Annotated in this window: 12 protein-coding genes; 6 read left to right on the forward strand and 6 right to left on the reverse strand. The window is 59.6% G+C overall.

Going from position 1 to position 12,104, the window contains the following annotated elements:
• Nucleotides 1-10: 10 nt before the first annotated feature.
• The 3 genes from AC20117_RS15125 to AC20117_RS15135 form a co-directional block, all read right to left on the reverse strand.
• On the reverse strand, nt 11-562 hold the full coding sequence (locus tag AC20117_RS15125) for a TRAP transporter small permease (RefSeq protein ID WP_074698987.1): 552 nt from the start codon (nt 560-562) through the stop codon (nt 11-13).
• Nucleotides 559-1,611 carry a sialic acid TRAP transporter substrate-binding protein SiaP gene (locus AC20117_RS15130; RefSeq protein WP_236777324.1) on the reverse strand — a complete coding sequence of 351 codons (1,053 nt, stop codon included), beginning with the start codon at nt 1,609-1,611 and terminating at the stop codon, nt 559-561. The genes AC20117_RS15125 and AC20117_RS15130 overlap by 4 nt, the downstream gene beginning before the upstream one ends.
• Nucleotides 1,612-1,673: 62 nt before the next feature.
• Nucleotides 1,674-2,654 carry an Ldh family oxidoreductase gene (locus tag AC20117_RS15135; RefSeq protein WP_236777325.1) on the reverse strand — a complete coding sequence of 327 codons (981 nt, stop codon included), beginning with the start codon at nt 2,652-2,654 and terminating at the stop codon, nt 1,674-1,676.
• A gap of 223 nt (nt 2,655-2,877) precedes the next feature.
• Here AC20117_RS15135 and AC20117_RS15140 point away from each other — a divergent pair, with 223 nt between their 5' ends.
• The gene (locus AC20117_RS15140) at nt 2,878-3,612 is read left to right on the forward strand and encodes a GntR family transcriptional regulator (RefSeq protein WP_236777326.1); all 735 of its coding nucleotides are present in this window, start codon (nt 2,878-2,880) and stop codon (nt 3,610-3,612) included.
• Nucleotides 3,613-3,694: 82 nt separating this feature from the next.
• Entirely contained in the window at nt 3,695-4,654 is a 960-nt protein-coding gene (locus tag AC20117_RS15145; RefSeq protein WP_074698983.1) for a 2-hydroxyacid dehydrogenase, read from the forward strand.
• Nucleotides 4,655-4,785: 131 nt separating this feature from the next.
• Here the strand turns inward: AC20117_RS15145 and AC20117_RS24415 are convergent, their stop codons facing one another.
• The 3 genes from AC20117_RS24415 to AC20117_RS15160 form a co-directional block, all read right to left on the reverse strand.
• Nucleotides 4,786-6,339 carry an amino acid ABC transporter permease/ATP-binding protein gene (locus AC20117_RS24415; RefSeq protein ID WP_074698981.1) on the reverse strand — a complete coding sequence of 518 codons (1,554 nt, stop codon included), beginning with the start codon at nt 6,337-6,339 and terminating at the stop codon, nt 4,786-4,788.
• A 2-nt stretch (nt 6,340-6,341) separates the two neighbouring features.
• A complete protein-coding gene (locus tag AC20117_RS15155; RefSeq protein WP_074698979.1) occupies nt 6,342-7,226 on the reverse strand; it encodes an ABC transporter substrate-binding protein in 885 nt (294 codons plus the stop codon).
• 81 nt (nt 7,227-7,307) lie between these two features.
• A complete protein-coding gene (locus AC20117_RS15160) occupies nt 7,308-8,453 on the reverse strand; it encodes a M20 family metallopeptidase (RefSeq protein WP_074698977.1) in 1,146 nt (381 codons plus the stop codon).
• A gap of 108 nt (nt 8,454-8,561) precedes the next feature.
• Between AC20117_RS15160 and AC20117_RS15165 the strand changes: the two genes are divergently transcribed.
• The 4 genes from AC20117_RS15165 (at nt 8,562) to AC20117_RS15180 (ending at nt 12,101) form a co-directional block, all read left to right on the forward strand.
• Nucleotides 8,562-9,473 carry a LysR family transcriptional regulator gene (locus AC20117_RS15165; RefSeq protein ID WP_074698975.1) on the forward strand — a complete coding sequence of 304 codons (912 nt, stop codon included), beginning with the start codon at nt 8,562-8,564 and terminating at the stop codon, nt 9,471-9,473.
• Between the two features lie 146 nt (nt 9,474-9,619).
• Nucleotides 9,620-10,222: a flavin reductase family protein gene (locus AC20117_RS15170; protein WP_074698973.1), complete on the forward strand. Its 603-nt coding sequence runs from the start codon at nt 9,620-9,622 to the stop codon at nt 10,220-10,222.
• Nucleotides 10,219-11,676: a 4-hydroxyphenylacetate 3-hydroxylase family protein gene (locus AC20117_RS15175; RefSeq protein ID WP_074698971.1), complete on the forward strand. Its 1,458-nt coding sequence runs from the start codon at nt 10,219-10,221 to the stop codon at nt 11,674-11,676. The genes AC20117_RS15170 and AC20117_RS15175 overlap by 4 nt, the downstream gene beginning before the upstream one ends.
• Nucleotides 11,673-12,101 carry a RidA family protein gene (locus tag AC20117_RS15180; protein WP_074698969.1) on the forward strand — a complete coding sequence of 143 codons (429 nt, stop codon included), beginning with the start codon at nt 11,673-11,675 and terminating at the stop codon, nt 12,099-12,101. The genes AC20117_RS15175 and AC20117_RS15180 overlap by 4 nt, the downstream gene beginning before the upstream one ends.
• The last annotated feature ends 3 nt before the right edge of the window (nt 12,102-12,104 follow it).

The following is a 12,104-nucleotide window of genomic DNA, read 5'->3' on the forward strand; positions in this document are numbered from 1 at the left end:
ATGCGTTTCCTCAGAAGGATTCTTTTTCGAGATTGTCCATGGCTTCCGGCACTTCCTCCGGGTGGCGCAGGTTGACCAGGGTGTTCAGCAGGCCGTGCACGAAGATGAGTGCAAATCCCAGCACAGCTGCCGTGTAGACCACGCTCATGGGAATGTCCGTTGCCGGGGCGTTCAGCTTTGCGGCGGAGATGGCGAACTGGGTTCCGGCGATGGTCATGGCCGCCGATACAACCAGGACCACCAGCATGGCGAACGAGTCCATCAGCACTGCCGCCCGCTTGTTAAGCTTGGCCGCCAGAAGGTCCACGGTGACATGCAGCCGTCTCGCCATGACGAATCCGGCCGAGATGAACGTCAGCCACACGAGCGCGAACCGCGCCAGTTCCTCGGTCCAGGACAACGGGCTTGAGAAGACATACCGACTGACCACTTGGACAAGTACCAGGACGAGCGTGAGGCTCAGCAGGCCGGCCGCCGCCATTCGTTCGACGTTGACGAGGGCTCGCAGTGCGGGGCTCTTGGACTCGAGGAAGTCCGGTTCATCGGGGTGTTCGGGAATCATTTGGCGTCCTGGATCTGCTTGTAGAGTTCGCCCCAGGAAACCTCGCTCGGCAGCATCTGGCGGGAGCGTTCGGCAAAGACTTCGCGGTCGACGTCCTCATTGACCTTGATACCGTCGCCCTTCTTCCACTTTTCGAGAGTTTCCTTCTCTTCTGTCTCGACACACTCGCGGACCTTGTCGGAGGCGACATCCATAGCGGAATCGAGGGCTGCCCTTTGGTCCTCAGGCAGAGAGTCGTAGAGGGCAGAACCGGTCACGATGTTGATGCCCTGAATCATGTGGCCGGTCAGGTTGATGTAGTCCTGGACCTCGTTGAGCTTTGCGGAGGCGATCGTGGGGATCGGGTTTTCCTGCGCGTCGATGACTCCCTGCTGCAGGGCGAGGTAAACCTCATCAAGGGCCATCGGGGTGGCTGTTCCGCCCATGATCTTGGTATTGGTTAGATAGAGCGGGGCATCAGGCGTGCGGATCTTGACGCCCTGCATATCTTCGGGCCCGTGGATTTCCTTGTTCGAGGTCACGTGCCGGGTGCCGTAGTACCAGCCCGAGAGAACCTTGATCCCCGTTTCTTCCTTCATGTCGTTGTAGACCTGTTCCATGACCGGCCCTTCAATGGTTTCCACGAAATGGTCCACGTCATCGAAGAGGTAGGCTCCGTCCAGGACGGCGGCGGGCTCATGCCAGACGCCGAGGAAGGACGGCCCGGCGATGGCCATGTCCAGGCCACCGGTGGCGACCTGTTCCAATGATTCGGCTTCACTGCCGAGCTGGGCTGCCGGGTAGCTTTCGACGGTGATACCGCTGCCTTCCAGCTCCTCCTTAAGCGTGGCGATGCCACATTTTTCAACAGGATGCCCAGCCTCATATACATGGGCAAGCCGCAGCGCCCTGTCGCTGTTTCCTCCCGCACCGCCGGTGCCGTCTGCCTGTACGGGACCGCCCACGCCGCAACCGGCGAGCATGGTTGTTGCAGCGGCTGCGACGGATAGGGTCAGGACCTTGGCCATGCGGCGGCCGCGGCGGGAAACGCTCTGCTTTGAATCCAACATCGTTGGTTCTCCTTGAACTGGTTGTGACCTTTGCATTCGGTCTTGTGCGGTAATAGGGGTATTCAGGCGGGCTGCTCGGCCGGAACGATTGCCAGGCGCTCAGCGAGCTGATTGAGGAGGAGGGTAGTGGAAGCGGCCAAGGTCACCGTCTCCTGGTTCTGGTGCCCCTTGGCATATTCGATGTCTCCTGGTGCATGAACCACGGCTTCATTGACGCCCGATTCCCGGATCCGGCTTTGGAGCCGGGACACGCGCTCTTCGGTGTGCTGCCGGCCGGTGAAGGCTTCTGTATCCAGAGCAATCAGCAGGTGCCCAGTGTTCATGCGGGAGCCGGGGTTGGACCAGATATCCTCGGTCTCGTGCGCGAACGTGCCCGTGCCAAGAGACGCAGCAATGGCCTCGAGCAGGGCTGAGATACCCGAACCCTTGTGGCCGCCGAAAGGTATGAGCGCCCCAGCCATGGCCTGCAAAGGATCCGTGGTGGGATTGCCCTGCGCGTCCACTGCCCAGCCCCGAGGGATGGAAGTTCCCTCGTTCTTAGCTGCAATGACCTTTCCGTAGGCGCCCGTGCTGGTCGCCATATCCGCGGTCAGGGGATGTCCGTCGGCGCTGGGGGCCGCGATGGTGAGCGGGTTGGTTCCAAACACTTTGGCGACGCCGCCATACGGCGCCACTGTTGGGCCGGTTGTGGAGGTCAGAATGGCGATGAACCCCTGGGCGGCCATTAGATCGGACCAGAAGATGCCGGCACCGTAGTGACTGCTGTTCTGGACCGCGACGGCGGCCACGCCCCGATCAGGAGCATGCTCCCGTGCGTAGTCTGTTGCCGCCCGCATTGACACTTGTCCCAGTGCGCCATCGGCGTCCAGCAGTGCAGCGGAGCCTGAGTCTTTCAGCCAGTGCATGTTCGGGCGCGGGTTGATGCCACCCTGCTCGATGGCGGAAATGTACAACGGCAGTCGCAGAAGGCCATGGGAGTTGATTCCCCGAACATCCGCTTCAACAAGCGACTCAGCCGTAAGATCGGCGTCGGCGGTAGGCACCCCGACGCTCTGGAGTGCCTTCGAAGAAAAGCGAACAAGGTCGTGTGTGGAGTAAGTCTGCAGTTCCAAAATGTGTTCCCCGTTACTGTTCATATAGGATTGATGAAAACCCTATATGATTAATCGCACATTGCAAATGGTTTCTTCTGATGGGTTTGAACCGACCGCTCGCACCCAATGGGCGGCCAGAGACTACCCTTCTAGGGGGACGAAAGGTGTGGAAGTGGCAGAGTCGCCGGAACAGAGCAAGACAAAGTTGTCGACGGGTGAGGTGTACGAAGAACTGCGCGCCCAAATCCTGGAGAACAGAATTCCACCCGGGACACGGGTCAACATCGAGGCGGTCTCTCGGCAACTGGGTGTCTCGCCGACTCCGGTGCGAGAAGCCTTGCATCGCTTGCAGGGCGATAACCTGGTTGTGGCTACGTCCGGCCGGGGATACAGCACGACAACACTGCTGGACCTGTCCGCGCTGCGTGACTTGTTCGAGTTTCGGCTGCTTGTGGAGCCATGGGCTGCTCGTTCAGCCGCCGTGGACCGCTTGGAAAATCCAGCCCGGCGTCTGGAGAAAGAACTGGACTCATTCCGCCAGCAAACGGAGTCAAATGACGACATCCGGCAGGATCTCGTCAGTCACGACACTCGTTTTCACGACCTCATCCTGTCGGCAACCGGCAACGATGTGGTTCTCAACGCTTACACCCAAACTCACTGCCATTTGCATATTTTCCGGCTCTATCCGGCAGATATCGGCGGTGCAATTACTTTGGAAGAGCACCGGCAGGTGTGGCGCGCCATTCGCGACTGCGATCCCGAGCGGGCGGAGGAAGCAATGCAAGAGCATCTCACCGGCGCCTATATGCGCTTCGCCCAAGCTTTCGAGGACAGCGACGCAGCCCCGGCGCTCAGGCCGGCAGGCTCTGCCCTGACACACGTCCCTGCTCAGCAGCAAGCGTGAAGATGAAAATCTCTACACCGGTTCGTGCCGGAACTTCAGCACGACTATCTACAGAAAACGATCACCTGCGGGAGGACGCTTCATGAGCTCAACAGCTGGCCCTATCAAGACCATCACATTCCCTGACCGGGAACTGCTCGAAGCTGTCCAGCCCCTGCCTGACGGGATTCGTGCAACGGTTTGGGACTTTCGAGACGATCCTGTTGACGTGGACCTCGCCGAGGTCGACGCCGTTGTGCTGCCGTACTTGAACGCGCAGACAGTGCTGGGCTCACTGAGTAGGGCTGGAAATCTAAAGTTTGTCCAGGCACAGACCACCGGAATCGACGGCGTCCGTGAGGCGGTGGGTGCGAACGTAACCGTGGCCAGCGCGGCTGGGGTGCATGCCGCCTCCACCGCAGAACTCGCAGTCGGTCTAGTGCTGGCGTCGCTGCGTGGCATCGACAAGGCAGCGCAGGACCAGCTTGAGGGCAGATGGCGTCACGAACGGCGTCTGTCTCTGGCCGATCGGCGGGTTCTCCTCGTGGGGGTTGGCGGGATCGGTGCGGAGATCTCGAAGCGCCTGATCCCTTTCGATGTCGAGCTCACCCGTGTCGGCTCCCAGGCCCGCGACGACAACGAAGGCCACGTACACAGCAAGGACGAACTGATCCAGCTGGCCGCAAATACCGACGTTTTGATCGTCATCACGCCCCTCACCGAAGGGACCCGTGGGCTAATCGGACGAGAAGTGCTGGCCGCGCTCCCGGATGGAGCGCTGTTGGTCAACGTGGCGCGTGGCGGTGTCGTCGATTCCGAGGCCCTGACCGCAGAGGTGGTTTCCGGGCGGATCAGCTGCGCCATAGACGTCTTCGATCCAGAACCGATTCCTGCGACCCACCCGCTATGGCAGGCAGAAAATGCCCTCATCACCCCGCACGTCGGCGGCGACACATCCGCATTCTTTCCGCGGATCGTGCATCTGCTCAAGCGCCAACTGGACGCGCTCGGCACTGGCTCCGAACCGGAGAACCTCGTCCAGCAGGGGACAGACCTGTCCTGACGCCGCTGTTGCAGCGGGCAGTCGGAGGCCACGGAGATCCCGCTGCACAACCTGCTGATGTAGCCGGGCCAGAACCCAAGGCGGCGCCCGGCATCAAAGCCGAGCGCCGCCGTCGTAATTTCCCTTTGCACTTACCCGATGACTGGAGTCTGTGCAGTGACGGGAACATCCGATACGGACTGGACGAATCGCTTGATCCGAGGCTCTGCGTCCGGACCGAAAAGCGACTCCGGCGGACCCTGCTTCACCACGTTCCCGTCCTCCATGAAAACCACCCAGTCCGCAACGTCGCGGGCTAGCTTCATCTCGTGTGTCACGATCACCATGGTCATGCCGTCCCGGGCTAGTTCGGCGATGACCGCAAGGACTTCTGCCACTAGTTCAGGGTCCAACGCCGAAGTTGGCTCGTCGAACAACATGACCGATGGCTTCATGGCCAGAGCGCGGGCGATAGCAATTCTCTGCTGCTGGCCACCCGAGAGCTGGTGCGGGTACTTCTTGGCATGTGCTGCCATGCCAACCTTGCGGAGAAGCTCCATGCCGAATGTTTCGGCTTCGGCTGCCGTCATGAGGTGCAGTTGGACGGGTGCCAGGGTGACGTTCTCCAGCACTGTCTTGTGGGGGAAGAGGTTGAATCTCTGGAACACCATTCCGATGTTGCGGCGCTGCAAAGAAATGTCACGGTCGGAGAGGGCAACAACGCGTCCTTGGGGACCGGCTTTGCAGCCGACAGTCTGGCCGTTGATTTCGATGCTTCCGCCGTCGGCCGGTTCCAGATGGTTCAAGGTACGTACCAAGGTGGTTTTGCCGGAACCTGACGGGCCGATAACCACAACCACCTCGCCTGCGTGGACGTCCATGTCCACACCCTTCAAGACCTGGTTCCCGTGGAAAGACTTGGTGACGCCCTGAGCCTTGACCAGCTTCTCGCCCTCGTGTGGACGGCGCTCGCGACCGCGGACCACCGTTCCCTGGATAGCCACATCGCCATCTCCATGCAGAGCGGGACGGCGGCGGTTCACGTCAAGCCTGCGCTCGAGTAGATCCCGCAACCGGTCGAAAATAGTGACCAGCAGGACGTAGAAGATAGCGACGGCGAACAGCGTTTCCAAGACCATGAAGTTCTGCGTATACAGCCGCTGACCGACAAGAAGGATCTCCTCAAGCGAGATGACACTTGCCAATGAAGTCAGTTTCAGAATTGAGACGAACTCATTACCCAGGGCAGGCAGCGCGATACGGAATGCCTGCGGGATAACCACCTGGCGCTGCACCCGTCCGTACGGCAGTCCCAGCGCCCGCGCCGCTTCCCGTTGGTCAGTGGAAACGGACAGCAGGCCACCTCGGTGAATTTCGGCCATGTAGGCCGCTTCGCTGAGGACCAGGGCGATCAACGCGGCATTGAATGATGAACCGAGGACCACCTGCGTTGCGGGAAAGACCTGCGGGATGTTGTAGGCGAACACCAACAGGACCAGCAGCGGCAGGCTACGGAACAGCCAGACATAGGCACCGGCTGCGGTGGAAAGGACCCTGGACCGGGATTCTTTCATTAGCGCCAGGCCGATGCCGGCGATGTTGGCGATGACCCAAGACAGCAGGCTGAGTGCGACGACGAGGCCGGCTGCCCGCCACAGGTCAGGGTTTGCAAAGAGCGAGAATGTGTATGCCCAGTCGAACGTCATGATTATCCCTGCTTCAGCGAATCTTCGAGGACTTGCGGGTCGACGGGCTCAAGGTTGTATTCCTGGAGGAGCTCATCGTAGGTGCCGGACTCCTTCATGGCTTCGATGCCGGTCTCGAGTGCTTTCTGCATCTCGCTATTGCCCTTTTGCACGGCCAGCCCGACGGCGATCGGATAGATCAATTCAGTACTGGTGATCGTCGCCCGTTCGTTTGACTTTTCCACCACGGTCTTCGCTACTGCGGCATCTGTCATCTGCGCATCCACCTGACCTGCGAGCAGTGCTTGGGTTGCTTCGGGATCCGTCGGGAATTCCTTCACGTTGATGACGGGCTTCCCTGCTTCCTTGCACTTGTCACTTTCGGTGGAAGGAAGCAGTTTGGCGATCACTGTGGCCGTGATGACGCTGACCGTCTTGCCACAGAGATCTTGGGCCGTAACTAGTGGTTCCTCGCCTTGCGGCGCCAGGATGGAATTTCCTGTCTGGAAATACGGCACGAAGTCCACTTCCTTGTCCCGGCCGGCGGAGATGTACAAGGTGGAGGCGATCACGTCATAGCGATCTGCCTTGATGCCAGCGACGATCTGGGCAAAGCGGGTATCGGTGAATTTGGGCTCCAGCCCCAGTTCTGCGGACAGTGCGTTCATAAAGTCGACATCAAAGCCGGCCGGTTTGCCGTCTACGAGCATGTCGTAGGGCGGGTAAGTCAGATCGACCCCGACATTGAGTTGGCCCGGCGTATTGGTTTCGACGCTGCTGGTGCCGGCCGCGGGCGCTGCACTGTTTTCACCTTCCGCGGCGGTGCTGCCACCACCGCAACCGGAGACGAGCAGAGCAAGGGTTGTTGCACCACCGAGGAGACCGGCGAGCTTAGCTGACTTTTTCATGGAAGAACCTTTCTCGGAACTACTCGGAGATATGCGTTTCGGTGCTGTTGGTGCTGTTGTCGCCGCGGTGGAGATCTTGCCTCAGCGGCACCAGCTGTGGACTGCGTTGTCATAGATTTCTATAATTTGGCGGTACTTTGCGAGCTCAACCCACTCATCCGCCCAGCTGTAGGGGGGTGTCCCTGGTCCTACATTCACCGAGGGAATTCCGAATTGCTTCAGGGGCACCATGTCCGTCCAGAACTGGATACCTTGGTAGACCGGCGAGATTCCGGCCTCCTGCACTGCTTTCGCGACAGTCCTGGAGATAGGGGAGTTCTTGTCAATTTCGTAGGGTAACCGGGGTCCGCTGAGCCAATGGTCACTGAATTCTACGATGGCTTCGATACGAGGATCGGAAGCCTTGAGCTCGCTGACCATCTGCTCAACCTGGATCTTGACGTCGTATGGATCTTGGGAGGGCAGGAGCCTAATATCGCAGGTCATCTCGCAGCGGTCCGGCACCTGGTTGTGCTTTGTGCCGCCACGGATAGTGCCGATATTCAGGTTGGGCCCGCCGGGCAGATCCGGATGCGGTTCGTAAGGCATGACTCCTTCGAGCTTCCGCATGGCCGCCAGAATGGGCTCCATGGTTTCAATGGCGTTCAGTCCTAGTTCCTTGGCCGAGGTGTGGGCCTGCTTGCCGAATGTCGTGATCTTCAAGTAGGCGGCGCCCCGATGAACCGTGCCAATTGTGTTGTCCGTCGGCTCACCGCAGATGGCTGCATCAGCGGTGAAGCCAGCCTCCAGTAGGGACCTTGTGCCGACCCCGCCTTCAAAATGGCAGGACACACCTTGGAATATGACGTCGCCCGCGGGGCGCTCGCCCGATGTAGCGATCCTGCGCATCACCGCCAGCGCTGCGGTCGTCGCTGCTTTCATGTCGGCGATGCCTCCGCCGTAGATGCGGCCCTCCTCGATACCGGGGTTGAACGGATCCCGCGTCCAATCGGGGGACATTTCATAAATGTCTAAATGGCCGTTGAGGATCAATGACCTTCCCTTGCCGGTTCCCCGGATGCGGCCGCCAACACTGGGACGCCCCGGCATGGAGTCGACCAGCTCTACGTCGTCGACTCCCCAGGACTCCATCTGGCTACCCATGTACTGGGCCAGTTCCTTCTCCTTGCCCCATGTCGAGTCAATGGAGAGTGTGTCGAAAAGCAGCGCGAGCTCGGGATCATTCATCTTTGCTCCTTGGAGAATCTGTGAGGCGTTCAGTGATTACAACGACTATGCAGTGCGCAGTGCATCGTGTAAAACAGATGTATTCGAAGAAGGGTTTCGGTTTAATCGATGTCTAACGTGAGCTTGAGGCAGCTGGAGTATCTCGTAGCGGCCGCAGAAACCGGCAGCGTGACCGCGGCGGCAACCAAGTTGTATCTATCGCAATCTGCCGTTTCCACGGCTCTGACCGACCTCGAAGAATCCCTTGGGGTGCAGATATTTGTCCGTCATGCCCGCGGCATGTCGCTCACTAGTGTTGGTCAACAGGTCCTGGTGGACGCGCGTCGCTTGCTGGCCGGGGTCGAAGATTTGCGCAACTCAGCCAGGGAGACCAGTGAGTCTCTGTCGGGACGGCTTGTTGTCGGGTGTTACTCCACTTTGGCACCCATCCTGCTGCCCCGCATCATCGCCGACTTTACTGATTCGCATCCGGGCGTAGATCTCAGCTTTATCGAGGGATCGCATTCGGAGCTGGAAGAGAAGTTGCGCAGCGGCTCCTTGGATCTCGCGATCCTGTACGACTATGGTTTCAGCGGTCGCCAGCGCCCACGAGACCTAACCAGCACTGTTATTGAGTCAACGCCGCCCTACGTAATCTTGCCGGAGCACCATAGGCTGACGCAGCGTCCTAGCATAAGCCTGAGCCAGTTGGTGGAAGAGCCGCTGATCCTCTTCGATCTTCCTCCCGGCGGCGACTACTTCCTCTCCTTCTTCCAGGATGAAAACTTATCTCCCAACATCCGCTTCCGGACAACCAGTTTCGAAATGGTGAGGGCCTTGGTTGCCCGTGGTCTTGGTTATTCGATTCTCAGCCAACGCACCAACATCAACATGAGCTATGAAGGCTTGGGATTTGTTGCCCGGGAGCTCGATGGCGGGCACGGAGGACTGAACGTCGGCACTGTCCATTTGACGGGCGTGCGGCTCACCCGGAGGGCCACGGCCTTCATCGACCAGTGCAGGCGTTCCCTTCTGAAATAGGACACCCACCGTTTCCTATGGAAACTTGGGGTTACTAGGTTTCGGTTTTTTCGATGCCTATCGTAGAAAACTTCTGTTGGACACATGGCTCGCAGCCGCCCAATACTGATTGCAGATCACCGCAGCAATCGGAAAAGGAGCATGCGATGTCAACCGAAACCAGAGCAACTTCGGGCCAAACTGCGCCGGCGAGAGCGTATGATCCGTTCATCGCCGCCATGGGCAAGGTGGCTACGGGAGTCACTGTCGTAGCAACGGACGGGCCGGGTGGACGCTATGCGCAGACCGTGAGTGCGATGTGCTCGGTTTCCGCCGATCCGCGGCTTGTACTCGTCTGTATCAACACCCGGAGCCCGATCAATAACGCGATCGCCAAGAACCAGGCGTTCACCGTAAACGTCCTCGGACGTCAGCACGACCATGTTGCCGATACTTTTGCCGGTCGTCCTTGGCCGGGCAAAGAGCCTTGGGACTTCAGCTGCGGGGAATGGACCAATGCTCCTTCAGGATCCCCGCGCATTGCCGATGCCGTGGCCAGCTTCGACTGTGAAATCCACGAATCGGTGGAGGCGGGGACCCACCTTGTGTATATCGGCCATGCCCTCGACATTGAATCCCACGGCGGCGATCCACTGATCTACAGCGCTCAGACATATGCGAAACCGCAGCCCGTGCCGCCCTCAATTTTCCCCGATTATCCAGGATCGGGACCCACCTACGGACCGTACAAGAAAGAGAGCTCCAAATGATCCGCACCGGAGATGAATACCGCGACTCCATCCGCGACGGACGCCAAGTCTGGGTTGACGGTGAGAAAGTCAGCGATGTTACCTCCCACCCAATGTTCAAGCCGATCGTGGATGTCCGGGCGAGGATCTATGATCTGGCCCATGAAGCCGAGACCCAGAAGGTCATGACCTACGCGGATGAGGAAACCGGCGAACTTAATGCGATTGCTAACCGGCTGCCCAAGACGCAGCAGGACTGGATCGACAAGCGGGCCGCTGTGGATCTGGTCCAGCGCGAGGCGGGCGGAGTCGTCACGCGTGTCGGCGACGAGACCATTGGTGAAATGTGGTCGCTTTATGACGGCCAGGATGTGCTGAACGAGGTGGATCCACGGTTCTCCGAGAACATTCGCCGGCATATCTCTCGCTCCATCAAAGCCGACCCATTCCATGTTTCAGCCAACACTGATCCCAAGGGGGACCGTTCCAAGGCCCCGCAGGATCAGGATCCTGACATGCTCCTGCACGTGGTGCGGGAAACCGACAATGGCATCGTGGTTAGAGGCGCCAAGTACGAGACGGCAGCCGCGTACTCCAACCAGGCCTTCACGAAGCCCACAATTGCCAACTGGGGCAACAGCGAACTCTCCGACTATGCGGTCGGCTTCGTTATGGACATGGGATCGCCCGGGCTGAAGTTCATCTCCCGAAACGGATTCGCCAGCAAGAGTCCTTCGGCCGACTACCCATTGGCCAACCGCGTGGATGAGGTTGAATCTTTGGTGGTGTTCGACGACGTCGAAATCCCCTGGGAGGACGTTCTCTTCTACCGCCACACCAAGGCGGCCGGCTTCATCCGGTCCACCCTGCACCGCTACAGCGCATTCCCGTTCGTGCAGCGAACACTGCATCTGGCCGATTTGATGATCGGCTCGGCGCTGTGGAACGTAAAGCAGACCGGATTGGAGAAGCAGCAGGCTGTGCAGGAAAAGCTGGCCCAGCTGGCCTGCTACAGGGAGACTATCAACGCCCACCTGACGGCGGCCATCGCACATGCCGAACCGAGTCCGGGCGGACTCCTGATGCCCAACCAGTCGCTGCTCTATACCGGCCGCGTCACCGCGCTGACACAGCTCCCGGCCATGATGCACATTGCCCGTGAGCTTTGCGGCGGCCAGATCTGCATCACGCCCGACTCGGCAACCTTCAACGACCCGGAAGTCGGATCCTGGCTGGACAAGTTCTACTCAGTGAACGAAAACTGGGTGGCTGAGGACCGCCGTCGCCTCCTCGCGTTTGCACGCGACTTGCTCAATAGCGACTACGCTGGCCATCGCCTGACGTTCCAGCTCTTCGCACAGTCGCCGCCTTTCGCCCAGCTCGGCGCCGTTTACCGTAACTTCGACTGGGATGGCCCGCTCGATCTGGTTAAGTCCGCGGCAGATCTCTCGGAGAAGGTGAACGGGTCGCGATGACAGCAACAACTCACACACGGATCCGGCCATTCAACACCAGGGAAACGTACCCCGAGCAAAACCTCGACAATGATTTGTGCCAAGCGGTGGTCGCCAACGGCGTGGTCTACCTTCGCGGTCAGATCGGGCAGGACTTGGATACGCGCGAATCCGTCGGCGTCGGTGATGTAGAAGCACAGGCGGAGAAGGCAATGGCCAATATCAAGATGCTCTTGGAAGAGGCCGGCAGCTCCTTGGCGGACATCGTCAAGGTCACCGTCTACTTGACCGACCCCCGATTCAGGGAGCCTGTCTACCGAACAATGGGCAAATGGCTCCGGGGCGTCCATCCGGTATCTACCGGCCTCGTGGTCAGCGCCCTGGCCCGACCCGAGTGGCTGGTGGAGATCGACGCCACCGCCGTTGTCAGCAACAGCCAACTTTAACTA

The organism is Arthrobacter crystallopoietes (assembly GCF_002849715.1).
In the GTDB taxonomy this organism is placed as follows: domain Bacteria; phylum Actinomycetota; class Actinomycetes; order Actinomycetales; family Micrococcaceae; genus Crystallibacter; species Crystallibacter crystallopoietes.